At 75.3% G+C, this 21,849-nt stretch carries 25 protein-coding genes; 7 read left to right on the top strand and 18 right to left on the bottom strand.

All coding sequences use genetic code 11. The features are described 5' to 3' along the window. Positions 1-36: 36 nt before the first annotated feature. The 11 genes from AMOR_RS13775 to aroH form a co-directional block, all read right to left on the bottom strand. Positions 37-1,122, bottom strand: coding sequence for a response regulator (locus tag AMOR_RS13775; RefSeq protein ID WP_248362032.1), 1,086 nt, complete (start codon positions 1,120-1,122; stop codon positions 37-39). A gap of 108 nt (positions 1,123-1,230) precedes the next feature. After that, the gene (locus AMOR_RS13770; protein ID WP_248362029.1) at positions 1,231-2,235 is read right to left on the bottom strand and encodes a glycosyltransferase family 2 protein; all 1,005 of its coding nucleotides are present in this window, start codon (positions 2,233-2,235) and stop codon (positions 1,231-1,233) included. Between the two features lie 17 nt (positions 2,236-2,252). Next, on the bottom strand, positions 2,253-2,723 hold the full coding sequence (gene aroQ / locus AMOR_RS13765; protein ID WP_248362027.1) for a type II 3-dehydroquinate dehydratase: 471 nt from the start codon (positions 2,721-2,723) through the stop codon (positions 2,253-2,255). Continuing rightward, entirely contained in the window at positions 2,720-3,913 is a 1,194-nt protein-coding gene (locus AMOR_RS13760; protein WP_248362024.1) for a 3-dehydroquinate synthase, read from the bottom strand. Before AMOR_RS13760 ends, aroQ begins: the two co-directional genes overlap by 4 nt. Continuing rightward, positions 3,910-4,398: a shikimate kinase gene (locus tag AMOR_RS13755; protein ID WP_248362022.1), complete on the bottom strand. Its 489-nt coding sequence runs from the start codon at positions 4,396-4,398 to the stop codon at positions 3,910-3,912. Before AMOR_RS13755 ends, AMOR_RS13760 begins: the two co-directional genes overlap by 4 nt. Then, a complete protein-coding gene (aroC, locus tag AMOR_RS13750) occupies positions 4,379-5,524 on the bottom strand; it encodes a chorismate synthase (protein ID WP_248362019.1) in 1,146 nt (381 codons plus the stop codon). The genes AMOR_RS13755 and aroC overlap by 20 nt, the downstream gene beginning before the upstream one ends. Continuing rightward, entirely contained in the window at positions 5,521-6,417 is an 897-nt protein-coding gene (locus tag AMOR_RS13745; RefSeq protein ID WP_248362016.1) for a shikimate dehydrogenase family protein, read from the bottom strand. Before AMOR_RS13745 ends, aroC begins: the two co-directional genes overlap by 4 nt. Further along, positions 6,414-7,721, bottom strand: a complete 1,308-nt coding sequence (aroA, locus tag AMOR_RS13740) for a 3-phosphoshikimate 1-carboxyvinyltransferase (protein ID WP_248362013.1) — start codon at positions 7,719-7,721, stop codon at positions 6,414-6,416. The genes AMOR_RS13745 and aroA overlap by 4 nt, the downstream gene beginning before the upstream one ends. Beyond that, entirely contained in the window at positions 7,718-8,560 is an 843-nt protein-coding gene (locus AMOR_RS13735) for a prephenate dehydrogenase (RefSeq protein WP_248362011.1), read from the bottom strand. Before AMOR_RS13735 ends, aroA begins: the two co-directional genes overlap by 4 nt. Beyond that, positions 8,557-9,582 carry a 3-deoxy-7-phosphoheptulonate synthase gene (gene aroF / locus AMOR_RS13730; RefSeq protein ID WP_404800957.1) on the bottom strand — a complete coding sequence of 342 codons (1,026 nt, stop codon included), beginning with the start codon at positions 9,580-9,582 and terminating at the stop codon, positions 8,557-8,559. The genes AMOR_RS13735 and aroF overlap by 4 nt, the downstream gene beginning before the upstream one ends. A 35-nt stretch (positions 9,583-9,617) precedes the next feature. Further along, positions 9,618-9,971: a chorismate mutase gene (gene aroH, locus AMOR_RS13725; protein WP_248362005.1), complete on the bottom strand. Its 354-nt coding sequence runs from the start codon at positions 9,969-9,971 to the stop codon at positions 9,618-9,620. A 271-nt stretch (positions 9,972-10,242) separates the two neighbouring features. Between aroH and AMOR_RS13720 the strand changes: the two genes are divergently transcribed. Beyond that, complete coding sequence (locus tag AMOR_RS13720; RefSeq protein ID WP_248362002.1) at positions 10,243-10,989, top strand: hypothetical protein; 747 nt, start codon at positions 10,243-10,245, stop codon at positions 10,987-10,989. Between the two features lie 29 nt (positions 10,990-11,018). Here the strand turns inward: AMOR_RS13720 and AMOR_RS13715 are convergent, their stop codons facing one another. Together AMOR_RS13715 and AMOR_RS13710 are read right to left on the bottom strand one after the other, a co-directional pair. Further along, positions 11,019-11,717: a hypothetical protein gene (locus tag AMOR_RS13715; RefSeq protein ID WP_248362001.1), complete on the bottom strand. Its 699-nt coding sequence runs from the start codon at positions 11,715-11,717 to the stop codon at positions 11,019-11,021. A 188-nt stretch (positions 11,718-11,905) separates the two neighbouring features. Next, entirely contained in the window at positions 11,906-12,775 is an 870-nt protein-coding gene (locus AMOR_RS13710; RefSeq protein ID WP_248361998.1) for an HpcH/HpaI aldolase/citrate lyase family protein, read from the bottom strand. Positions 12,776-12,876: 101 nt separating this feature from the next. On the opposite strand from AMOR_RS13710, the gene AMOR_RS13705 reads away from it, so the two are divergent. Continuing rightward, positions 12,877-13,935, top strand: a complete 1,059-nt coding sequence (locus AMOR_RS13705; RefSeq protein ID WP_248361995.1) for a hypothetical protein — start codon at positions 12,877-12,879, stop codon at positions 13,933-13,935. A gap of 5 nt (positions 13,936-13,940) precedes the next feature. Here AMOR_RS13705 and AMOR_RS13700 read toward each other — a convergent pair whose 3' ends face one another. Continuing rightward, complete coding sequence (locus AMOR_RS13700) at positions 13,941-14,285, bottom strand: histidine triad nucleotide-binding protein (protein ID WP_248361992.1); 345 nt, start codon at positions 14,283-14,285, stop codon at positions 13,941-13,943. A gap of 14 nt (positions 14,286-14,299) precedes the next feature. Beyond that, positions 14,300-14,749: a D-aminoacyl-tRNA deacylase gene (gene dtd, locus AMOR_RS13695; protein ID WP_248361989.1), complete on the bottom strand. Its 450-nt coding sequence runs from the start codon at positions 14,747-14,749 to the stop codon at positions 14,300-14,302. Positions 14,750-14,930: 181 nt separating this feature from the next. On the opposite strand from dtd, the gene AMOR_RS13690 reads away from it, so the two are divergent. After that, the gene (locus AMOR_RS13690; protein WP_248361986.1) at positions 14,931-15,956 is read left to right on the top strand and encodes an arginine N-succinyltransferase; all 1,026 of its coding nucleotides are present in this window, start codon (positions 14,931-14,933) and stop codon (positions 15,954-15,956) included. A 58-nt stretch (positions 15,957-16,014) separates the two neighbouring features. After that, the gene (locus tag AMOR_RS13685) at positions 16,015-16,788 is read left to right on the top strand and encodes an ion channel protein Tsx (RefSeq protein ID WP_248361983.1); all 774 of its coding nucleotides are present in this window, start codon (positions 16,015-16,017) and stop codon (positions 16,786-16,788) included. 80 nt (positions 16,789-16,868) lie between these two features. Here AMOR_RS13685 and AMOR_RS13680 read toward each other — a convergent pair whose 3' ends face one another. After that, positions 16,869-17,465, bottom strand: a complete 597-nt coding sequence (locus AMOR_RS13680; RefSeq protein WP_248361980.1) for a class I SAM-dependent methyltransferase — start codon at positions 17,463-17,465, stop codon at positions 16,869-16,871. A gap of 46 nt (positions 17,466-17,511) precedes the next feature. Here AMOR_RS13680 and AMOR_RS13675 point away from each other — a divergent pair, with 46 nt between their 5' ends. The 3 genes from AMOR_RS13675 to AMOR_RS13665 all read left to right on the top strand — a co-directional run bounded on the left by AMOR_RS13675 (position 17,512) and on the right by AMOR_RS13665 (position 19,801). Next, a complete protein-coding gene (locus AMOR_RS13675; protein WP_248361978.1) occupies positions 17,512-17,937 on the top strand; it encodes a hypothetical protein in 426 nt (141 codons plus the stop codon). Positions 17,938-17,998: 61 nt separating this feature from the next. Continuing rightward, positions 17,999-18,544, top strand: a complete 546-nt coding sequence (locus tag AMOR_RS13670; RefSeq protein ID WP_248361975.1) for a hypothetical protein — start codon at positions 17,999-18,001, stop codon at positions 18,542-18,544. A 90-nt stretch (positions 18,545-18,634) separates the two neighbouring features. Further along, positions 18,635-19,801: a cystathionine gamma-synthase gene (locus AMOR_RS13665; RefSeq protein ID WP_248361973.1), complete on the top strand. Its 1,167-nt coding sequence runs from the start codon at positions 18,635-18,637 to the stop codon at positions 19,799-19,801. A 78-nt stretch (positions 19,802-19,879) separates the two neighbouring features. Here the strand turns inward: AMOR_RS13665 and argB are convergent, their stop codons facing one another. Both argB and argC read right to left on the bottom strand, forming a co-directional pair. Then, positions 19,880-20,701 (bottom strand): acetylglutamate kinase, encoded by an 822-nt coding sequence (gene argB, locus AMOR_RS13660; RefSeq protein ID WP_248361970.1) that lies wholly within the window; start codon positions 20,699-20,701, stop codon positions 19,880-19,882. After that, a complete protein-coding gene (gene argC, locus AMOR_RS13655) occupies positions 20,698-21,765 on the bottom strand; it encodes an N-acetyl-gamma-glutamyl-phosphate reductase (RefSeq protein ID WP_248361967.1) in 1,068 nt (355 codons plus the stop codon). The genes argB and argC overlap by 4 nt, the downstream gene beginning before the upstream one ends. Positions 21,766-21,849: the final 84 nt, after the last annotated feature.

The following is a 21,849-nucleotide window of genomic DNA, read 5'->3' as shown; positions in this document are numbered from 1 at the left end:
CGGCCGCGCACGGCCGTCGACCGCACCGGTCGGCGATCACCCCGCCGCGCGGCCCACCGCGGCGTCGAGCGCGTCGCGCACCGCGCGCGCGAGGGCGTCGGGAGAGATCGGCTTCTCGAGCATGGTGCCCCCGAGCTTCTCGCCCGCGGCCGCTTCGGGGTAACCCGACATGAGGAGGGTGGGACGCCCGGGGCAGCGCGCCTGGAACGCGCGGACGAGCTCCGGGCCGCGCATCCCCGGCATCGAGACGTCGGTCAGGAGCAGGTCGACGCCGCCGCGGCCCGCCAGGATCCCGAGCGCCTCCTCCGCGGAGGCGGCCGGGACGACGACGTAGCCGCGCCCCTCGAGGACCCGGCCGAGAGCGCGCCGGACGAGCGGCTCGTCGTCGACGAGGAGCACGGTCTCGCCGCGGCCCCGCTCTGCGCGCGCCGGCTCGGGCGCCGACGCGCGTGCGGCGGGCTCGGCGGCCGGGGGCGGCGCGAGGCCGGGCTCCGCGCGGCGCTGCTCGAGCGCGGCGCTCGCCCTCCGGAGCGCATCCTCGAGCGCGACGAGGTCGAGGCGCCCGACGACGATCTCGGCAGCGCGCTCGAGGACCGCCGCGGCCTGGACGAGGCGCGCCTCGCCGCGTTCGTCCGCGAGCACGAAGACGCCGGCCCCGAAGGCGCGGCACTGGAACGGCAGGAGGAGCACGGCCCTCGGCGCGACGCCGCCCGGCAGCGCGCCCGCGCCCAGGCCCGCGTCGGCGCACGCCTCCGCGCCGGACAGTGGCACGACGACGCCCTCTCCGAGCGCGGTGAGGACCTCGGCCGCCGGCGTGAGGGCGACCTCGCCCGCCACCGGATCGCCCGACGCGACGTGGACGGCACGCGCCACGAGCCGGTCGCCTTCTCGCGCGCAGGCGAGCGTGAGCGACAGGTCCTTCAGGACGCTCATCCGCTCGAGGCCGGCGCGGAGGATGCCGTCCGGCTCCGACTCCGCCCTCACGTGCTCGGCGAGGAAGCCGAGGAGGACGGCGTCCGTCTGCGCCTCGGCGAGGCGATCGTTCTCGTCGTGCAGCGCGCGGAGCTCGGCCTCGAGCGCCTGGATCCGCGCGCGCAGATGGTCAGGCGCGGGCGCGTCCATGATGGCGATGCGACTCGGTCATCGTTTCCCCCCGCGCGTGGCGCGGCGCTGCATCGCTACCATGCTCCGTCGACGGTGCGTAGGGGTCGCGCGGGCTCTCCCCCGTGGTCATGCGACGCAGCGATAGTCCCGGAGCTCCGCGAACCCCGCGCGCGAGAGCGCATCCCGGATGAGGTCTCGCGCGCCCGGAGCGCCCACCGCCACGAGGAGCGGCAGCCCGCGGACCACGGCGACGTCCTCATGCGAGATCACCCGCGCGCCCCGGATGGTCCGTCCAATCTTCGCGCGGTCCACCTCGACGAAGAGCGAGGTGGCGATGCCGCGCTCGCGGAGCGCGTCGGAGAAGGCCTTGCCGGTCTCCCCGGCACCCCAGAGCGCCACCTCGGACACGCCGGCGAGCACGTGCTCCGCGAGGTGGGCGCACTTGAGCGCCACGTGACGGGCGAGCGCGTAGCGCGGGTCGGTGCGCGTCGCGCGGCCCGCCGACTCGCGCCAGTCGAGGACCAGCTCCGGGACGTTGGTGAGCCGGCCGCCGGCCGCCGAGAGGCGCAGCCAGAGATCGTAGTCCTCCGGGAACGCGCCGTCGCGCCAGCCTCCTGCCGCCGCGAGCGCGGCGCTCCGGATCGCCGTCGCGGGGTGGACGAGTGGCGCCTCGACGAGGAGGTCCCGCGCGACGAGCGCGGGCGTGACGAGCCCGTTCAGCCACGCCGCGTACCGCCGCATGCCGCCGCGCACCGTGGCGCGGGGGAAGAGGCGCACCCGCCCGCCGACCGCGACCAGCGCCGGATCCGCCTCGAGCGCAGCGCGCGTCAGCGCGAGGCGCCGCGGGTGGGCCACGTCGTCCGCGTCCATCCGCGCGATCACGTCGGCGTCGCACGCCGCGAGCCCGCGGTTCAGCGCGCGCGCGATGCCCTCGCCGGGGCCCCGCACCACGGACACGCGGCGATCGCGGGCGGCGAGCCGATCCAGGACCTCCGCGGTGCCGTCGCTGGAGCCGTCGTCGACGCAGACGAGCGCGAGGTCGCGCTCCGTCTGGCGAAGGATCGACGCGGCCGCCGCCCGCACCGTGGCGGCGGCGTTCCGGACCGGCATGAGGACCGCGACGCGCGGCATGGGCGCGCCCGGCGACGCTACGTCGTCCGGGCCTTCCGCTCCGCCTGCTCGCGCGGGAGCGCGCCGATCTCGGCGCACAGCCACTCGGCGGCGAGGATGTAGCCGCGCGGCCCGAGCCCGGCGATCACGCCTCGGCACGCGGGCGCCGTGAGGCTCGTGTGGCGGAAGCCCTCGCGCGCGTGGATGTTCGAGATGTGCACCTCGACGGCCGGGACCGAGAGCGCCTTCAGGCAGTCGTGCAGCGCGTAGCTCGTGTGCGTGAGCGCGCCGAGGTTCAGGATGAGGCCCCGCGCCTTCGCCCGGTGCTCCTGGATGAAGTCGAGGAGCGCGCCCTCGTGGTTCGACTGGAAGGCCTTCACCTGGACGGCCCAGCCGGCGCACGCGTCCACGACCATCTGCTCGATGTCGGCGAGCGTCGTGCGCCCGTAGATCTCCGGCTCGCGCTCGCCGAGCAGGTTCAGGTTCGGACCGTTCACGAGGAGGATCATCGCGCCGCCTTTCTCCGCGCCTTCGCGCGGCTCCGCGAGCCCGGACGGGCCGCCGAGCGCCCGGGCGCCGCCACGATCTCCGCGACCGTCGCCTCCACCGCGCCCGGCTCGACCCGGACGTCCCACTCCACCACCCAGCTCCCCGCGTCCGCCCGCGGCAGGACCCAGAGGAGCCCATCCTCCCCCCTCTTCTTGTCGAACGCCATGAGCTTCGTGCCGGCGCGGGCGATCGCGGCGGGGACGCGGGTCGGGAGGCCGACGCCGGAGAGCGCCGCCTCGACGGCGGCGACCGCGTCGTCGCCGACGCGCCCGAGCTGGCGGGCGAGGCGGAAGGCGAAGGCGAGGCCGATGGAGACCGCCTCGCCGTGCGTGTAGCGGGAGAGCTTGCCGGCCGCCTCCACGCCGTGGCCGAAGGTGTGCCCGAGGTTCAGGAGCTTGCGCGGTCCCTTCTCGCGCGGGTCCGCCTCGACCACGTCGACCTTCATCCGCGCGCAGGCGGCGATCACGGCGGGGTCGGGGATCGCGCCGCCGCTCCGCTCGGCGAAGGAGGCGAGGAGCGCGGGCTGGAGCGCGCCGTACTTCATGACCTCGCCCTTCCCGCTCGCGAGCTCGCGGGCGGGGAGCGTCGCGAGCGTCGCCGGATCGGCGAGCACCGCCTCGGGCGGGTGGAACGCGCCGACCGCGTTCTTCGCCAGCGGCAGGTTCACCGCGGTCTTCCCGCCGATCGCCGCGTCGACCATCGCGAGGAGCGTCGTCGGGACCGCCACCCAGGGGAGGCCCCGCATGTACGTGGCGGCGAGGAAGCCCGCGGCGTCGGTGACGGCGCCGCCGCCGAGGGCGACGACGAGCGAGCGGCGCGTCAGCCCGGCGCGGAGGAGCGCCGTCGCGGCGCGCTCGAGCTCGCCGAGCGTCTTCCCGCGCTCGCCGTCCGGCAGGACGTGGACGAGCCCGAGCCGGCCGGTGGCGGCGAGCCGCTCCCGGACCGCCTTGCCGTGGCGGGTCCGGAGCACGGGCGCGGAGCTGACGAGCGCGAGGCGATCGTGCTCCTCGGCGAACCCGGCGAGGAGCTCGGCCACGCCCCCGCCCACGCGGACCGGGTACTCGTGCCCGCCCTGGCGTGCGGGGATCAGCTCGACGACCTCGGGGCCGGCGCCGGTCTCCTCGGGGAGCGGCGGGTTCGAGCGGGTCACAGGGCCTCCACGATGCGGCGCGCGATGGCGTCGGGCGCGAGCCCGTCCACCCGGATGGTGAGGTGGGCGCGGCGGTACAGCGGGAGCCGCCGCGCCAGGAGCGCCTCCCAGGTCGCGGCGAGGGGCCGGCCGTCGCCGGCGCCGATCCGGCGCGCCGCCTCGGCCGGCGAGACGTCGAGGAACACCACCCGCCCCATGGCGAGGAGCCGCGCCGCGCTCGCGGGATCGCAGAACGCGCCGCCGCCGAGGTCGACCACCGCGCCGGGCGGGACCGCGCTCACGGCGTGCCGCTCCAGCGCCCGGAAGGCGGGCTCGCCGTCCTCGGCGAAGATGGCCGGGATCGACTTCCCCGCGCGGGCGGCGATCTCCGCGTCGAGCGAGACGACGGGCCGCCCGAGGAGCCGCCCGAGGGCGCGGGCGACCGTGGACTTCCCGGCGCCCATCATCCCCGTGACTGCGACGGTCTCACCGGATCCGAGCGGCATACGCCTCCACGGCCTTCTCCACGTCGGCGATCGCGTCCCCGCCGAACTTCTCGAGGAACGCGTTCGCGAGCTCCCACGCCACCACGGCCTCGCCCACGATCGCCGCGGCCGGGACCGCGCAGACGTCGCTGCGCTCATAGCGGGCCTGGGTCGCCTCGCGGGTCGCGAGGTCCACGGTGTCGAGCGGGTGGAGCATGGTCGGGATGGGCTTCATGTACGCGCGGACCCGGAGCGGCATCCCGTCGGTCATGCCACCCTCGAGGCCGCCGGCACGGTTCGACGGACGGTGGAACCCGCGCGCCGGGTCGTAGTGGATGGGATCGTGGAACTCGTACCCGGGGCGGCCCACCTGCGTGCCGTCGCCGACCTCCGCGGCGCGGATCGCCTGGATCCCGCACAGCGCGCCGACGAGGCGCGAGTCGAGGCGGCGGTCGGGGTGCACGTGGCTGCCGAGGCCGATGGGGAGCCCCTCGGCGTACACGTCGAACGCGCCGCCGATGGAGCCGCCGCGCGCCTTCTCGGCGTCGATGAGGGCCCGCCACTCCGCCGCGACCGCCTCGTCGTCGACGTGCAGATCCGAGGCCTCGATGGCGAGCTTCTGCGCGCCGTCGGGCGGCGCGTCGGCGAGCCGCGCCCTCGGCCCGATGGCGACGACGCGCGACGAGACCTGGATCCCGAAGCGCCCGAGCAGCGCCTTCGCGAGGGCGCCGAGCGCGACGATGGTGGCCGTGGAGCGGGCGCTCGCGCGCTCGAGCACGTCGCGCGCGTCGTCGAGGTCGTACTTGAGCGCGCCGGCGAGGTCGGCGTGGCCCGGGCGGACCTGCGTGAACTTCCGTCCGCCGCGCGCGTAGGGCGAGACGAGCTCCTTCCAGTTCTCGTGATCCTTGTTCCAGACCACGAGCGCGATGGGCGCGCCGGTGGTCACGCCGCCGCGGAGGCCGGCGAGGAACTGCGCCTGGTCGGTCTCGATCTTCATCCGGCCGCCGCGGCCGTAGCCCTTCTGGCGGCGGCGGAGATCGCGATCCACCGCCTCGAAGGCGACGGTGAGGCCGGCGGGGAAGCCCTCCGCGATGGCGACGAGGCCGGGGCCGTGCGACTCGCCGGCGGTGAGGTAGCGGAGGGTCATCGCTTCGCTCCAGATGATCCGGCCGCGGCGCTGCGCGCGGGGGCGGACGCGAGGGAGGGCGCGGCGGGGCGCGCGAGCGCGGCCGTCATGACCGCCTCGGGCGCGCCGCGCCCCGTCCAGAGGGTGAAGGCGAGCGCGCCCTGGCGGACCAGGATCTGCTCGCCGGTGACGAGCCGGGCGCCCGCGTCGGACGCGGAGCGGACGAACTCGGTCTCCCCGTACACGAAGTCGAGGGCGACCTGGCCCGGGCGGAACCGGAGGGCGGGGAGGCGCGTCGCGTGCCCGGCCAGGCCGACGCTGGTCCCGTTCACCACCACGTCGGCCGCGTCCGCCTCGGCGGCGAGCTCGCCCCAGGCGACGGCCTGGGCGCGACCCCCGTTCCGCGCCGGCGCCGAGCCGAGCGCGTGCACGAGGTCGGCGGCCGCCTCGAGCCGCCGCGCCACGACGCGGACCTCGGCGCCGAGCCGGAGCAGCGCCCACCCCGCGGCCCGCGCCGCGCCGCCCGCGCCGACGAGGAGCGCCCGCGCGCCCGCGCCGATGCCCGACGCCTCGAGGAGCCCGAGGCACGCCGGCGCATCGGTGTTGAAGCCCTCCCACCCGACGGCGGTGCGCCGCAGCGTGTTCACCGCGCCCACCTCCTCGGCGACCGCGTCGAGCGCGACGCACGCCGAGGCCGCGCGCTGCTTGTGCGGCACGGTGACGTTCAGCCCCTGGAACCCGAGCGCGTGGGCGCCGCGGAGCGCGTCGCCGAGCCCGTCCGGCGGCACCGGGAGCGCGACGTACACCGCGTCGAGGCCGGCGTCGGCGAACGCCGCGTTCTGCATCTCGGGCGAGCGGCTGTGCGCGACGGGGTGCCCGACGACGCCGTAGAGCGCGGTGCGGCCGGTGATCACGGCGCTGCCCCCGCGGCGACCTGATCGAGCAGCCGGAAGAACGAGGGGAAGCTCGTCGCGACGCACGCCACGTCGTCGAGCACGACCTCGTCGCCGCCGGTGAGGAGCTGGGCGATCGCCATCGACATGGCGATCCGGTGGTCGAGCCGCGTCTGGACCGGGACGCCCCGGAGCGGCGTCGGGCCGTCGATGGCGCAGCCGTCGTCGTACAGCTCGATCTTCGCGCCGGCGCGGGCGAGCGTCTCGCCCATGGCGGCGAGCCGGTCGGACTCCTTCACCCTGAGCTCCCGCGCGTCGCGGATCACCGTCCGGCCCCGCGCCTGCGTCGCCATCACCATCACGACCGGCAGCTCGTCGATGAGCCGCGGGATGACCGCGCCGCGGATCTCGGTGCCGCGGAGCTCCGCCGCCTCGACCGTCACGTCGGCGCGGGGCTCCCCCGCGATCTCGCGGGCGCCCTCGAGCGTGACCTTCGCGCCCATCGCCCGGAGCACGTCGAGGAGCCCGGTCCGGGTCTCGTTGACGCCGAGGTTGCGGACCGTGACCTTCGAGCCGGGGAGCGCCGCCGCACCGCAGAGGAAGAACGCAGCCGAGGAGATGTCGCCGGGCACGTCGACCCGGGTACCGCGCGGCCGCGCGGCCGAGACGGCCACCTCCAGCCCGTTCACCCGGACCGGCACGCCCATCCCGCGGAGCATCCGCTCCGTGTGGTCGCGCGAGCGCTCCGGCTCGACCACCGACGTCTCGCCCTCGGCGAACAGGCCGGCGAGGAGGATCGCGCTCTTCACCTGCGCGCTCGCGACCTCCATGACGTGGCGGGCGCCCCGGAGCGGGCCGCCGCGGATCACCACCGGCGGCAGCCGGTCGCCGTCGCGCGCGGACAGGTTCGCGCCCATCTTCCGGAGCGGGTCGATGACGCGCCGGACCGGGCGCTTGCGGAGCGAGGCGTCGCCGGTGAGGACGGCGAGCCCGGGGATCCCGGAGAGGACGCCGGTGAGGAGGCGCAGGCTGGTCCCGGAGTTCCCGCAGTCGATGACGTCGCCCGGCTCGCGGAGCTTCTCCGGGCCGACGACCACGATCTCGTCGCCCTCCTCGCGGACGGTCGCCCCGAGGGCCACCACCGCCTTGCGCGTCGAGTGGACGTCCTCCGCGTCGAGGAGCCCGCGGACGCGGGTCTCGCCGGAGGCGAGGGCACCGAAGAGGAGGCTCCGGTGCGAGATCGACTTGTCGCCGGGGACCTCGATGGTGCCGCGGAGGGGGCCCTTGCGGCGGCAGGCGAGCGGGCCGTTCGTGTGGGTCGTCAAAAGAGCTCCTCCCGTGCGGCGCGGGCGGCCTCGAGGGCGTTCCGGGCCGCCTCTGGCGAGTCCTGGATGGCGGCGAGGATCCGGGCGAGGTGGCCCTGGAGCCGGCGCGCCGCCTCGGGGACGTGGGCGTTCCGGCGCGCGACCTCGCCCTGGACGTCGAAGGGGAACTGCGCGAGCCGGGTCATGTCCTTGAGCCCCGGGCCGGCGAGCTCGCGCGCGAGCGGGCCGGCCTCCCTCGCCGCGGTCGCGAGCGCGGAGGCGACGAGGTACGGGAGGTGCGAGACCATCGCGACGGCGCCGTCGTGCTCCGCGGCGGTGCAGCGGACGACGCGCGCGCCGAGGGCCTCGTGGAACGCGGCCACGGCGTCGACCGCGGCGGGAGGCGCGTCGGTGATGACCGCCACCGCCCCGCCCTTCCACTTCTCCGCGGCGGCCGCGCCTCCTGCGTACCCGCCGTGCCCCCCGAACATCGGGTGCGCGCCGACGAACGCGACGGCGGACCGGACGCGCTCCCTGGCGAGGAGCACGATCCGCTCCTTCGCGCCGCCCACGTCCGTGAGCACCGCCCCGTCGGCGAGCAGCGCGGAGACCGGCGCGAGGAGCGCCTCGATGGCCGCGACCGGCGTGCAGAGGAAGACGAGCCCGGCGCGGGCGAGGGCGGCGTCGGGAGCGGCGGTCGCGACCTGCGCCACGCCGTCCGCGAGCGCCTGGGCGCGGACGTCCGCCCGCGGCTCCACCGCGACGACGCGGACGTCGGGCCGGACGGCGCGCGCCGCGCGGGCGAGCGAGGCGCCCATGAGCCCGAGCCCGACGACGCCGATCTCGGCGGGGACGCTCACGCGGACCGTCCCACCGCGGCCGCCACCGCGCGGACGCGCGCCATGAGGTCCACGAGCCCGTCCGGCGTGAGCGACTGCGGGCCGTCGGAGAGGGCGTGCGCGGGGTCGGGGTGGACCTCGACGAGGAGGCCGTCCGCCCCCGCGGCCACCGCGGCGAGCGCCATCGGCGTGACCAGGGAGCGCTTCCCGGTGCCGTGCGAGGGGTCGACCATCACCGGCAGGTGCGAGAGCTCCTTCAGCGCCGGCACCGCGGAGAGGTCGAGCGTGTTCCGCGTCGCCTTCTCGTACGTGCGGATGCCGCGCTCGCAGAGGATCACCCGGGCGTTCCCGCCGGCGAGCACGTACTCCGCCGCCATGAGCAGCTCCTCGAGCGTGGCGGAGAGCCCGCGCTTGAGCAGCACCGGCTTCCGCGCCTTCCCGCAGGCGCGGAGCAGGTCGAAGTTCTGCATGTTGCGCGCGCCGACCTGGAGCGCGTCGGCGTGCTCCTCGACGAGCGGCACCATCTCCGCGGTCATCACCTCGGTGACGACGGGGAGGCCGGTCTCGCCGCGCGCCCGCGCGAGCAGCCGGAGCCCCTCCTCCCCGAGCCCCTGGAACGCGTACGGCGACGTCCGCGGCTTGAACGCGCCGCCGCGCAGCAGCCGCGCCCCGGCGGCCTTCGCCGCGCGCGCGACGGCCTCCAGCTGCGCCCAGCTCTCCACCGCGCACGGCCCGGCGATCACGGCGACCGCGTCCGCCCCGACCCGCACCGCGCCCTCCCCTTCCCCGATCGTCACGACGGTCCGCGACGGGTGGGAGTCCCGCGAGGCGAGCTTGTACGGCGCGAGGACGCGGACGCACCCGGACACGCCGGGGAGCGCCTCGAGGGTCCCGGCGTCCGCGAGCCGGTCGTCGCCGATCACGCCGACGACCGTCCGCTCCTCGCCGCGCGAGACGCTGGGCCGCAGCCCGAGCGCCTCGATCCGCGCGGCGACGCCCGCGACCTCCAAGTCGGTGCAGCCCCTCTTCATGACGACGATCACCGGTGACTCTCTTCTGCAGGCGCGCGCGGGCGGGCTCAAGGCTTCCTGTGCAGGTCGGGCCGGAGCGCCTGGGCGCCGCGGAGGTAGACGTGGTTCCGCGGGCCGTCCGAGTCGACGTGGAGGAGCACGCGGATCACGCGGGCCATCGAGCCCGGCACCGGGATCTCCTGCGAGCAGATCATCGGGACGTCGTTCCAGCCCTGCACGCGCGCCGCCCGCGCCGGGAAGTCGGCGTCGAGGTCGTGCGTGACCGTGAAGATCGCCCAGACGATCTGGGAGGGCTGGAGGTCGTTCCGGCGGGTGATCTCCGCGCACAGCTCGACGACGGCGTCCTCGATGGCGTCGACGGTGTTCGCGGCGACCTGTGTCGCCCCACGGAGCCCGCGCATAGGGAGGGGGAGTCTATGGAATGGACCTACCCCTGTCCACCGAGGCGGGGGCTGCTCGGACGCGACGCCCGGCGACCCCGCGCGGGTCCAGAGGCGGGCGCTCGCAGCGCGGGCGGGCGGGCGCGATCCCGCCGGCGCCGGGCACCGGGAGGGCCGGCCGCGGGCACGGCCGCGACGGTCTTCGTGCAGCGGCGAGCCGACCTGCGCAACGTGCAGCGTGGGCGGGCGCCCCGGCGGCGCGTCCGCCCGGGCCGGCCACGGGGGACGTCGCGTGGCGAGGAGAGGGCTGCTCCGGCTCGAGTGGGACGCCATCGCGGGCGTGGTCGCGGCGGTGGTGGCGATCGTCCTCGAGCTGCTCCACGTCGCGGAGCCCTCGGTGCTCGCCGCCGTGGTCGTGGCGATCCTGGCGCTCATCCTGGTGCGGGATCTACGCCGCGAGCCGCGCGAGGAGCGCCTCCTCGAGGCCGTGCAGCGCGTCGAGAGCGACGTCGCGCGCGTGGTGTCGGCCCTCGTCCCGCCGGACGCGCTCCTCATCGGCCCGGGGCACCTCCGCGACGAGAGCGAGCGGTTCGCCCGGCAGGCGCGCGGCGAGGTCACCTACTTCAACGTGTGCCTGCTGATGTTCCGCCCCCAGTCGCTCTTCGACAAGCTGCTCGGGCCGGCGATCGAGAACGAGTCCGTCGCCGCGATCCAGTTCATCCTCGACCACGGCGAGCGCGAGAACTGGGCGCAGCACGTCGCGCCGAAGGTGGCCTCGTGCCGCGGGGGCTGGAAGGTGCGCGAGCCGCACTGGTGCACGCTCCGCGAGAGCGTGTCCTTCATCCTGGCCGGCATCGGCCCCGAGGCCCGGACGGAGGCGCTCCTCAGCTTCTGGGGAGAGCCGTTCATGTCGCGAACGGTGGAGCTGCAGGTGCCGCGGTACATCTTCCGGGTGCAGCGGCACTCGGAGCTCGTGGCGCGTCTCTCCGAGCTCGAGCGGCAGTACCGGATGCGCCGCGATCCGGCCGCGCCCGGGTGACGAGCCTCGCACGCGGCGGGCCGCCCGTCCTAGAGCGCCCGCCCGACCTGCATGAGCGCCGAGGAGAACGCGGGGGCGCCTCCGGCGACGTCGAAGAGCACCGCGCCGGTGAGGCTCGTCGCCTCGCTCAGCGCGATCTTCACCGTCGGTCCCACTCCGAGGGAGCCGCCGTGGGCGCGAACGTCGGCGACCGCCTCGGCGAGCAACCGCACGCGCACGCCGGCCTGGACCGCGGCGGAGACGCCGGCGTGGGCGTGCGGATCCCAGCGGCCGGCGTCGGTCATGCCCCAGACGGCGGCGCGCACCGTCACGCCGGCGAGCGGCCGCGCCGCGCCGAGCCCGACGCCGACCTCGCTGTGGCTCCACGCGTCGGGCGTCCCGATGAGGTCGAGGCTCGCGGCGAGCGCGGTCCGGTCCGGTCCGGCGTCCCGGAGCAGCAGCTTGAGGGAGGCGGTCGGGGTCGCGAGCGCCGGGCGCGCGGCGCCGACGGCGAGGCCGGCGTCGACGGTGAACCCCGTCCGCGGCCCGAGCGCCCAGGCGATCTGCAGCCGCGGGACCGCGTCGACGCCGCCGCCGTCCTCGGCCGGGGACATGCCGAGGGAGAGGTTCAGGTCGTGCCCGCCCGGCGGCAGGGTGTCCTCGAGGAAGGTCGCCTCCGCGACGAGATCGTCCGGCCTCGCGACGAGCGGCGCCGCCGCGGCGGCCGCGAGGAGCAGGAGGACGATCACCCAGCGCACCCGCCGGACGGCGCGCGACGCGCACCCGCACTCCCGATCGCATGCGTTGCGATTGCGACTCACTCTCAGCATGGCCGGCACGGTACCGGCCCCCGCGGGCGCAGATCAAGCCACGCCAGCGCGATTTTCGCGCCGAACCGGAGATGCCCGAGAACACTCGTCTTGAGACTTGATCGCGGTCAGTCGTGGCCGGCGGCGACGGCCTCGGCGAGCGCCACGGTCCGGCGCGCCGCCTCGACGTGCAGCGCCTCCACGAGCCGCCCATCGACCACGGTGACGCCCTTCCCCTCCGCCTCGGCCTCCGCGTGGGCGGCGATGATCCGGCGCGCCGCCTCCACCTCCGCGCTGGTCGGCGCGAAGATCCGGTTCGCCGCCGCGAGCTGCTTCGGATGGATGAGCGTCTTGCCATCGAAGCCGAGATCGCGGCCCTGCCGGCAGGCCGCCTCGAACCCGGCCTCGTCCGAGAGGTCGAGGTGGACGCCGTCGAGCGCGGCGAGCCCGCTGGCGCGCGCCGCGAGCAGGATGAGGCCGAGGCTCGGGAGCACCTCCGCGCGCCCGGGCGTGTGGCGCGCGCCGAGGTCCTTCACGAGGTCGCTCGTGCCGGCGACGAGGGCCGCGACACGCGGGCTCGCGGCGGCGATGTCGGCGACCGCGAGGACGCCGCGCGGCGTCTCGATCATGCACCAGAGGTCGAGGTCGGGCGCTCCGGCGGCGGCGAGCGCCCGCTCGGCGGCGTGCACGTCGTCCGGGCGCTCGACCTTCGGCAGACAGACGGCGTCCGCGCCCGCCCCGGCGACCGCGGCGAGGTCGGCCGCCCCCCAGGGCGTCGCGCCGCCGTTCACGCGCACGATCACCTCCCGGCCCCCGAAGCCGCCCGCCGACACCGCCGCGATCACCTGGGCGCGTGCCTCGTCCTTCGCGGCGGGCGCCACCGCGTCCTCGAGATCGAGGATGAGCGCGTCGGCATCGAGGGTGCGGGCCTTCTCGAGCGCGCGGGCGTTCGAGCCGGGGAGGTAGAGGACGCTGCGGCGCGGGCGGATGGCGGGCATCGGGAGACCTCCTCGGGATCGGGCGCCCGGCAGCCTGCCAGAGCGCACGGCGCCTGCGAAGCCCGCTTGTCGGTCGGCCCCGTCGAACGGATCGTCACATCATGCTCTCCGCCCTCGCCCTCGCGCTGCCCCTCGCGCTCGCCCAGTCGCCCGCCGGCCCCACGGATGCCAGCACGAGCGGCGACGCCGGACCGATCGGGCCGACCTCTCCCGCGCCGACCGTGGGGGCATCGCCCACGCCGCAGCCCGCGCCGACCCAGGGAGCGGCACCGACACAGCGGGAGGTGGAGAGCGCGGCGGGGGGGAGCGCGAGCGGAGGGAACGCTCCGAACGCCAGCGCGGCGCCGAGCGCGACGGCGAACGCGAGCGCGGGCGGGACGGGGAGCTCGTCCGCGACCCCGAACGGCGCCCCGAACGCGGCCGCGAGCGCCACGCCGACGCCGTCCCCGGCCGAGGGCGGCGGCGGGGCCGCCTCCAGCTCCACGGCGCGGCGCCGGGCGCCGAACGCGACGCGCCCGTCGACCGCGGACGAGGACCGCGCCGCGGCGATCCGGGACGAGCAGGCGCGGCTCGACGAGCAGGCCCGGACCGACGGCGCCGCGCGCGCCGAGATGGATCAGCTCCGCCAGCAGGTGAGCTCGCTGCAGACGGAGGTCTCGGGGCTGCAGCAGGGCGCGGCCGCCGATCGCGCGCGGGCCGATCAGCTCGAGGCGCAGCTCCAGCAGGAGCGCGCGCAGCGGGCGGCCGAGGCGGACGCGGCGGCGCGGTCGCCTGCGCAGCGCGCCGAGACCACCGGCGCGGCGCTCGGGGACATGGACGGCGCGCTGCAGTCGCTCGCCGCGGGCGACGCGTCCGGCCTCCAGACGGTGCTCGACCAGAACGCCGCGGCGCTCGAGGCGGCGCGCGCGGAGGCAGGGCAGCGCGGCGCGCAGGCCGAGGCCTCCCAGGCCGGCGCCGGCGCGGCGTACCTGCAGACGGCGCGCGACGCCCTCGCGCGCGGGGACCTGTACCAGGCGCGGCTCGCGCTCGGCATGGCGGCCCGGGCCGCAGCGAGCGCGAACGCGCTCGCGCGGGAGGGCGCGCAGGGCCAGGCCGGCGCGGGGCCGGCCCCGGCGCAGGCGAGCGGCACCGGGAGCGGCGCCATGGGCAGCGGCTACTGACGCCGCTACCCGGGCGGCCAGGTCATCGCCCGGCCACCGAGGACGTGCAGGTGGAGGTGGAAGACGGTCTGCCCGGCGAGGCGGTTCGCGTTCATCACCGCGCGCCACCCCGGCGCCGCGATGCCGCGCTCCTCGGCGAGCCTCGCGCCCACGCGGAAGAGCTTCCCCACGAGCGCCTCGTCCGCCTCGCCGATGTCGTTCATCGTCGGGATGTGCTTCCGCGGGACGACGAGCAGGTGCGTGGGCGCCTGCGGGTTGATGTCCTGGAAGGCCACCGTGTCGGCGTCCTCGTGGACCTTCTTCGCGGGGATCTCGCCCTTCACGATCTTGCAGAACAGGCAGTCGGACATTCGTTCACCTCGCGTCAAAAGAGCCGCTTCGTATCGAGCAGGATCGTCACCGGGCCGTCGTTCACGAGCTCCACGTCCATGTGGGCGCGGAAGACGCCGGTCGCGACCGGCAGCCCCTTCTCGCGCACGAGGGCGCAGCACCGCTCGTAGAGCGCGTTCGCGGCCTCGGGCGCCGCCGCGTCGATGAAGCTCGGGCGGTTCCCCTTCCGGCCGTCGCCGAGGAGGGTGAACTGCGACACCAGGAGAACGCCGCCCGAGATCTCGCCGACGGCGAGGTTCATCTTGCCGGCGGCGTCCTCGAAGATCCGGAGGTTCGCCACCTTGTCGGCGAGGAGCCGCGCGTCCTCGTCCCCGTCGTCGCGCGACACGCCGACGAGCACGAGCAGCCCCCGGCCGATCGAGCCGGTGACCCTTCCCTCGACGCGCACCTCGGCGCGCGACACGCGCTGCACGACCGCTCGCACGGCGTCCTTCATTGGCACGGGGTCGCCGCCGTTTCAACGGAGTTCGCGGCCGCCACGCACGGTGACAGCCCCAGGGGGCCGTGCTACAGACCCTCGCCGGCTCGTCCTCGCCCCCGCCCGACGCTGGCCGGGGCTCCATCGAGCGTCGGCCTGAGGCCTGGAGCCTCCTCGAGACCGCGCCATGCTGCTCCTCCGGGACGCCCAGAAGTCGGACCTCGCGAGCCTCGCCGCGCTCGCGAAGGTGCTGAACACGGTGAACCTCCCGCACGACGAGCGGGCGCTGGTCGAGATCATCGACCGGTCGGTCCGGAGCTTCGCGGGCAAGATCCGCGACCCGCTCGAGCGGACGTACGTCTTCGTCGCGGAGGAGCCTCGGTCGCGCCGGATCGTCGGCACGTCGATGGTGATCGCGCAGCACGGCACGCGCGAGTCGCCTTGCACCTTCTTCGACGTGTCGGAGCGCGAGCACTACTCGTCGACGCTCGACCGGCACTTCAAGCACCAGGTCCTGTCGCTCGGGTTCCACTTCGACGGGCCCACCGAGATCGGCGGGCTGGTCGTCGATCCGCACGAGCGCGGCGGCGAGGAGCGGCCCGGGAAGCAGCTCGCGTTCGTGCGCTTCCTCTACATGGCGATCTTCCGCGAGCGATTCCGGGAGACCGTGCTCGCGGAGCTGATGCCGCCGCTGTCGCGCGACGGGCGCAGCCAGTTCTGGGAGGCGTTCGGCGCGCGGTTCACCGGCCTCGACTACCAGGAGGCCGACAAGAAGAGCCGCGAGAACAAGGAGTTCATCCAGCAGCTCTTCCCGCCGGTCGACGTCTACGCGACCCTCTTCCCGCCCGCGGTCCGCCGGGCGCTCGGGAAGGTCGGTCCGGAGACGGAGCCGGTCCGCCACCTCCTCGAGAAGATCGGCTTCCGCTACGTGAGCCGGATCGACCCGTTCGACGGCGGACCGCACTACGAGGCGCCGCTCGCCGACGTGACGCTCGTCCGTGCGTATCGCCGGGCGAAGCTCCTCCCGGAGCCGCTCGAGCGCGACGGCGAGGAGCGCCTCGTCGGAGTCACCCGCAGCGAGGGAAAGGTGCGCTTCCGGGCGGTCCGTTGCGCGGTGCGTCTCGACGGCGAGAGCGTCCGGATTCCCGAGAAAGCGCGCGAAGTTCTGGGTGCCGAGCCGGGTGAGCGGGTGCACCTCGTCCCGTTCGAGTAGCGACCGACGAATCAGCACCCTTTCGGAGCGTCAGAAGGGTGGGCTAGAAGGCGGGCCCATGACCCTTCGTTCCATCCTCCGCGCCAGCCTCCTCGCGCTCGTGCTCGCCGCCCCCGCGGCGCGCGCCGGCGGCTTCTCGACCACGAACGTCCAGCTCCTGCAGGGCTACAGCTTCGACGACAACTGGATCGGTCATCCCGAGCACGGGAAGATCACCACGCTCACCCTCAACACGTTCTCGACCTGGGAGTACGGCGACAGCTTCGCCTTCGCCGACCTCATGCGTCGCGACGACGCCGGAGCCGAGACCTCGTCGGTCTACCTCGAGTGGCACCCGCGCCTCTTCGTGAACCAGCTCCTCGGGCAGAAGGAGCCGGCCCTCGGCTTCATCAGGAACTGGGGCGTCGCGGGCGAGGTGAACCAGGGGAACAACTTCTACGCCTACCTCGGCGGCGTCGGGTTCGACTTCGTCGCCCCCCAGTTCTGGGTCCTCGGCCTGAACGTCTACTACCGCTACGATCAGTACGCTCACCAGCAGTGGCAGATCAGCCCGTTCTGGACGGTGCCCTTCTCGGTCGGCCCGGTGCCGTTCCTCTTCACCGGCTTCGTCGACGTGAACGGGACCAAGTCGTTCACGGGCAAGAGCGGCGTCGAGATCTGGGCGCAGCCCGAGCTGCTCGTCGACGTCCTCGCGCCGTTCGGCGGCCCGAAGGGCAAGCTCTACGCCGGTACGGAGATCTACATCCACCGGGGCTTCGCGACCCAGGGCGACGTGAACGAGGTCGTGGACACCGCCGTCCCGCAGGCGATGGTGCAGTGGACGATCTTCTAGGACCCGCGTAGCTCGGCGGTGCCACGGGCCGCGTCCTCGAGAGAGGGCGCGGCCCGTCTCCGTTCCGGGGCTCCCGCGCGTCAGATCTTCACGAGCGTCGCGAGCCAGGCCTTCGCCGGACCGCCCTCGAACCGGTGCTCGAACAGCGCCGGCCGGATCCGGGTCGGCGCGAAGATCCCACGGAACGCGTCGCGGATCTCGTACTCGGAGATCCGCTTCGGGCCGTAGCCGGGCGGCTCCTCGTCCGAGAAGCAGAGGACGTGGAGGGTCGAGCCGGGCGACAGCACCTCCGTGAGCGACTCGGCGTAGGCCCGCCGCTCCTCCCGCTCGAACACGTGGAAGAGGCCGCAGTCGATGGCGGTCTCGAACCGGCGCCGGAGCGTCTCGAGGTGCTTCGCGTCGGCGACGCGGAACTGGGCCGGGAGGGCGCGCGCGGCGGCCTTCTCCTGCGCCTGCAGGATCGCCGTGGGCGAGGCGTCGACGCCGAGGACGCGGTGGCCGATCGACGCGAGGTGGAGCGCGTTCTCGCCGGTGCCGCAGCCCACGTCGAGGACGTCCCCGACGATCTCGCCCTCCTCCGCGAGCCGGACGATCTCCGGCTGCGGCCGCCCGATGTCCCACGGCGGGGTGCCCTCGCGGTAACGGCTCTCGAAGTCGCGGCGCGGCGTCTCGCTCACGACCCCTTCTTGTCCCGGCCGCCGCCCGCGCGCAAGATCCGCGTGCATGCCGTTCGACCCCGACTTCATGTCCCGCCCGGACGAGTTCGAGCGCGCGCTCGCCCTGGTCCGCTCCGTCCCGGACTGGCTCGCGTTCAAGGCGCGCTTCTTCCACGATCAGCCCTGGCCGCGGAGATCCGCCGAGGCGCTCGCCGCGGCGCGCGGCGACGGGAGCCCCGTGGTGGCCGGGGGCCGCACGTTTCACCGCGCGCCCCTCCCCGACGACCTCTCGCCCGACGCGCGCTACGCGTACTTCCGGGCGCTCGGCGTGGGCCTCGCCGCGACGTATCCGCCGAACGCGCCTCCGCCCTCGGACGCGCACGTCCGCTGGACCTGCCCGGCCTGCGAGGTCTGGACGGACGCGCCCGGCGAAGCGGCGTGCCCGCTCTGCGGACGGCCGCTCCTCGCGATGCGGCTCCCTCCGCCGCGGTGACCTGGCGGCCGTGGACTCGACCGGGCGCGGGCGTCGTGCTCTGCTGGTCGCGGAGACCTCGATGCCCCGCGCTCGACCCGTCCTCGTCACCCTGGCCGCGGCGGCCGCCCTCGCCGCGTGCGCGACCTCGGACCCGACCTGGCGCTACCGCGCCGAGGGCACGTTCGGGGACGGCGCGGCACCGGTCCACGTCGAGCCGCTCGCGGGCGGGCAGGTCGAGTACCGGGTGGAGAGCGCCTCGGTCGCCGATCCCGAGGCGAGCGTGGTCCGGGTCGTCCGCGCAGTCGGCGACGCGCCCGTCCGCGTGGATCTCGGGCGCGTCCGGCTCCGCGCCGGCGCCGGCGCCGACGTCCCCGTCGCGCGCGTCTGCCTCCTCGACACCCCGCCGCGCTGCTCCGACGGCGGCGCCGCCCGCGGGCAGGTGCAGGCCGTGACCCGGGGCGAGGCCGTGCGCGTGCGCGTGGACTTCGGCCCGCTCGAGGCGCTCGCCCCCGGCGGCGCGCCGAACCCCGAGCTCGCGCGGCTCACCCTCGTGGAAGAGGGCGTGTACGTCTCCGGCCGCGCCGTCCCGGTGTCGGTCCCGCTCGAGCGGATCCCGCGGCGCTGACGCGCCCTTGGGCGGCGACCGGCGGCCCGCCTGGGCGCTGCCGCGCGAGCCGCTTCCCGGCGCGCGCGGGCCGTGGTTACCTCCGCCCCCATGACCATCACGCGCGACGCCGGTTTCGGGACCCTCGCCATCCACGCCGGGCAGGCGCCCGACCCCACCACCGGCGCGGTGATGACGCCGGTGTACCTCACGTCCACGTATGCGCAGGAGTCGCCCGGGAAGCACCGCGGGTTCGAGTACTCCCGGACCCAGAACCCGACGCGGTTCGCGCTCCAGGACTGCGTCGCCGCGCTCGAGGGCGGCACCCACGGCTTCGCCTTCGCGTCCGGGTGCGCCGCGCTCTCGACGCTGCTGCACGTGCTCCGGTCGGGCGATCACGTCCTCTGCTCGGACGACCTCTACGGCGGAACCTTCCGGATCTTCGACAAGGTCTTCCGGCAGCTCGGCCTCGAGTTCTCGTACGTGGACATGACGGACCTGGGCGCCACGGAGGCCGCGCTCCGGCCGGCCACGCGGCTCGTCTGGATCGAGACGCCGACGAACCCGATGCTGAAGGTGGTGGACGTCCGCGCCGTCGCCGCGCTCGCGCACGCGCACGCGCGCGGCGCGAAGGTCGGCGTCGACAACACCTTCATGAGCCCGTACTTCCAGCGCCCGCTCGCGCTCGGCGCGGACGTCGTGCTCCACTCCGGGACGAAGTACCTGAACGGCCACAGCGACGTGGTCTGCGGGCTCCTCGTCACGAGCGACGGCGCGCTCGCGGAGCGGCTCGCGTTCTTCCAGAACGCCGTCGGCGCGGTGCTGCCGCCCATGGACTCGTTCCTCGTGCTCCGGGGCCTCAAGACGCTGCACGTCCGGATGCAGCGCCACGCGGAGAACGCGACCGCGCTCGCGCGCTGGCTCGAGCGGCACCCGAAGGTCGAGCGGGTGATCTACCCCGGCCTCGAGTCGCACCCGCAGCACGCGCTCGCCGCACGGCAGACGAGCGGGCCCGGCGGCATGATCACGTTCTTCCCGCGGGGCGATCTCGCCGCCTGCCGCCGCTTCCTCGAGGCCTGCCGGGTGTTCACCCTCGCGGAGAGCCTCGGCGGCGTCGAGTCGCTCGTCGACCACCCCGCGATCATGACGCACGCCTCCATCCCGGCGGAGACCCGCGCGGCGCTCGGGATCACCGACAACCTGGTCCGGCTCTCGGTGGGGATCGAGGACCTCCGCGACCTGCAGGCGGACCTCGAGCGGGCGCTCTCGGCGGTGTAGTCACAGCGCCGAGCGCGACCGCGAACCCGCCGCCCGTCCCCGTGGCCCGCGTCCGCGTGGACCCGGCCCGAGGCGCGACTACTCCGCGACGAGCACCGTCCCCGCCGCGCCGGGCGAGAGGACCGCGCGCGCGAGGTCGCCGGGGGCGAGCTTCCCGATGATGACGACCGAGCGGGCGCCGCCCTTCAGCACGTCGAAGGACTCCTCGAGCTTCGGGATCATGCCGCCCGAGATCGTCCCGTCGGCGACCATGCGCTCGAACTCGGAGCGGGTGATCCGCGGGATGCGGCTCGCGGGGTCCTTCACGTCGCGGAGCACGCCCGGCGTGGAGGTGACGAGGACGAGCGCGTCGGCGCGGAGCGCGCCCGCGAGCTGGCTCGCGACGGTGTCGCCGTTGATGTTCAGCGCCTGCCCGCGGTCGTCGCAGCCGAGGCAGGCGAGCACCGGGACGTAGCGCCGCTCGAACAGGTCGCCGAGGAGCGGCAGGTTGAAGCCGATCACGTCGCCGACGAGGCCGAGGTCCACCGGCTCCGGCCCCGCGCCCTGCATGACGCGGGGCGGCCGCCTTCGCGCCTGGACCATCCAGCCGCTCGCGCCGTGCAGGCCGACGCCCATGACGCCGTTCGCGAGGAGCCGGCCGCAGAGATCGACGTTGAGCTGGCCCGCGACGACGTACTTCATCACCTCGAGGGTCTTCTCGTCGGTGAAGCGGCGGCCGGCGACCATCCGCGTCTCGAGGCCGAGCGTCTTCTGGAGCGCGGTGGCCTGCGGCCCGCCGCCGTGGACGATCGCGACCCGGTTGAAGCCGTCGACGAGCGCGCGGAGATCCTTCGCGATGACGTCGAGCTCGGGGGAGTGGACGAGCTCGCCGCCGAGCTTCAGGACGATGGTGTGGGTCATGGGGGCCACGGGCCGGGGTCGGCGAGCGAGGCCTTCTCGTCGAGCCCGAGCATGAGGTTCATGTTCTCGATCGCCTGCCCCGCCCCGCCCTTCACGAGGTTGTCGGTCGCGCCGAACAGGGTCACGGTGCGGCGGCCGTTCCGCGGCGCGCCGGCCGCGACGCCGACCTCGGCGTGGTTCGAGCCGGAGACCGCCGCCACCTCGGGGAGGCGCTTCCGCGGCACGCGCACGAACGGCTCGCCCGCGTAGGTCTCGCGGTAGAGCGCCTCGAGGCGCGCCGGCGTCCACTCCTCCGGCAGCTCGACGAACGCGGTCGCGAGGATGCCGCGGACGAGTGGCGCCGAGACCGGGACGAACCGGAGCTGGAGGTCGCGCGCGCCGGCCAGGGCGAGCGTCTCGGTGATCTCCGGCACGTGCTGGTGCTCGAGCGGCTTGTAGGTGCGGAGGTTGCCGGCCCGGACCGGGTGGTGCGTACCCGCGGACGGCGCGACCCCGGAGCCCGACGACCCGGTGATCCCCTGGACGTGGACGACGCCCTCGAGGAGGCCGGCCCGCGCGAGCGGCAGGAGCGCGAGCTCGATCGTGGTCGCGAAGCAGCCCGGCGACGCGACGAAGCGGGCCTTGCGGATCGCCTCGCGGTTCAGCTCGGGCAGCCCGTACACGAAGTCCTTCAGCCGCTCCGGGCACGGATGCGTGTGCTTGTACCAGCGCTCGTACGACGCGACGTCCTTCAGCCGGAAGTCGCCGCTCATGTCGACGACCTTGACCGTCGGCGACGCCGCGGCGATCTCGGCGAGCTTCGACGCGGCGACCGTGTGCGGGAGCCCGAGGAGCACCACGTCCACGCCCTGCGCGGCCTCGCCCGGCGGGATCCCCTCGAACACGAGGTCCGTCACCTGCTCGAGCGCCGGGTCCGCCGCGGCGAGCGGCTCGCCCACGAAGTCGATGGAAGCGACCCGCACCAGCTCGACGTCGGGGTGCACGAGCAGACGCCGGATCATCTCGGCGCCGCCGTAGCCCGATCCCCCGACGACCGCGGCCTTGAAGCGCTTGCCCGTTGCCATGCCGGGCCCTTATACCCGGGGCGACCGCGCCCGGCCAGCGACCGTGACGGCGCGGCGGGGCGCACGCCCCCGTGATGAATGGAG

Origin of the sequence: Anaeromyxobacter oryzae (assembly GCF_023169945.1) — a bacterium.
GTDB lineage: Bacteria > Myxococcota > Myxococcia > Myxococcales > Anaeromyxobacteraceae > Anaeromyxobacter > Anaeromyxobacter oryzae.
This window is presented reverse-complemented; position numbering and strand designations above follow the sequence as displayed.

What these genes read in the sequence shown, in the direction of transcription:
- AMOR_RS13775 (WP_248362032.1), bottom strand. Translation starts at nt 1,122, where the DNA reads ATGGACGCGCCCGCGCCTGACCATCTGCGCGCGCGGATCCAGGCGCTC.
- AMOR_RS13770 (WP_248362029.1), bottom strand. Translation starts at nt 2,235, where the DNA reads ATGCCGCGCGTCGCGGTCCTCATGCCGGTCCGGAACGCCGCCGCCACG.
- aroQ (WP_248362027.1), bottom strand. Translation starts at nt 2,723, where the DNA reads ATGATCCTCCTCGTGAACGGTCCGAACCTGAACCTGCTCGGCGAGCGC.
- AMOR_RS13755 (WP_248362022.1), bottom strand. Translation starts at nt 4,398, where the DNA reads ATGCCGCTCGGATCCGGTGAGACCGTCGCAGTCACGGGGATGATGGGC.
- aroC (WP_248362019.1), bottom strand. Translation starts at nt 5,524, where the DNA reads ATGACCCTCCGCTACCTCACCGCCGGCGAGTCGCACGGCCCCGGCCTC.
- aroH (WP_248362005.1), bottom strand. Translation starts at nt 9,971, where the DNA reads ATGCGCGGGCTCCGTGGGGCGACACAGGTCGCCGCGAACACCGTCGAC.
- AMOR_RS13710 (WP_248361998.1), bottom strand. Translation starts at nt 12,775, where the DNA reads ATGCCCGCCATCCGCCCGCGCCGCAGCGTCCTCTACCTCCCCGGCTCG.
- AMOR_RS13705 (WP_248361995.1), top strand. Translation starts at nt 12,877, where the DNA reads ATGCTCTCCGCCCTCGCCCTCGCGCTGCCCCTCGCGCTCGCCCAGTCG.
- AMOR_RS13700 (WP_248361992.1), bottom strand. Translation starts at nt 14,285, where the DNA reads ATGTCCGACTGCCTGTTCTGCAAGATCGTGAAGGGCGAGATCCCCGCG.
- AMOR_RS13690 (WP_248361986.1), top strand. Translation starts at nt 14,931, where the DNA reads ATGCTGCTCCTCCGGGACGCCCAGAAGTCGGACCTCGCGAGCCTCGCC.
- AMOR_RS13685 (WP_248361983.1), top strand. Translation starts at nt 16,015, where the DNA reads ATGACCCTTCGTTCCATCCTCCGCGCCAGCCTCCTCGCGCTCGTGCTC.
- AMOR_RS13675 (WP_248361978.1), top strand. Translation starts at nt 17,512, where the DNA reads ATGCCGTTCGACCCCGACTTCATGTCCCGCCCGGACGAGTTCGAGCGC.
- AMOR_RS13670 (WP_248361975.1), top strand. Translation starts at nt 17,999, where the DNA reads ATGCCCCGCGCTCGACCCGTCCTCGTCACCCTGGCCGCGGCGGCCGCC.
- AMOR_RS13665 (WP_248361973.1), top strand. Translation starts at nt 18,635, where the DNA reads ATGACCATCACGCGCGACGCCGGTTTCGGGACCCTCGCCATCCACGCC.
- argB (WP_248361970.1), bottom strand. Translation starts at nt 20,701, where the DNA reads ATGACCCACACCATCGTCCTGAAGCTCGGCGGCGAGCTCGTCCACTCC.
- argC (WP_248361967.1), bottom strand. Translation starts at nt 21,765, where the DNA reads ATGGCAACGGGCAAGCGCTTCAAGGCCGCGGTCGTCGGGGGATCGGGC.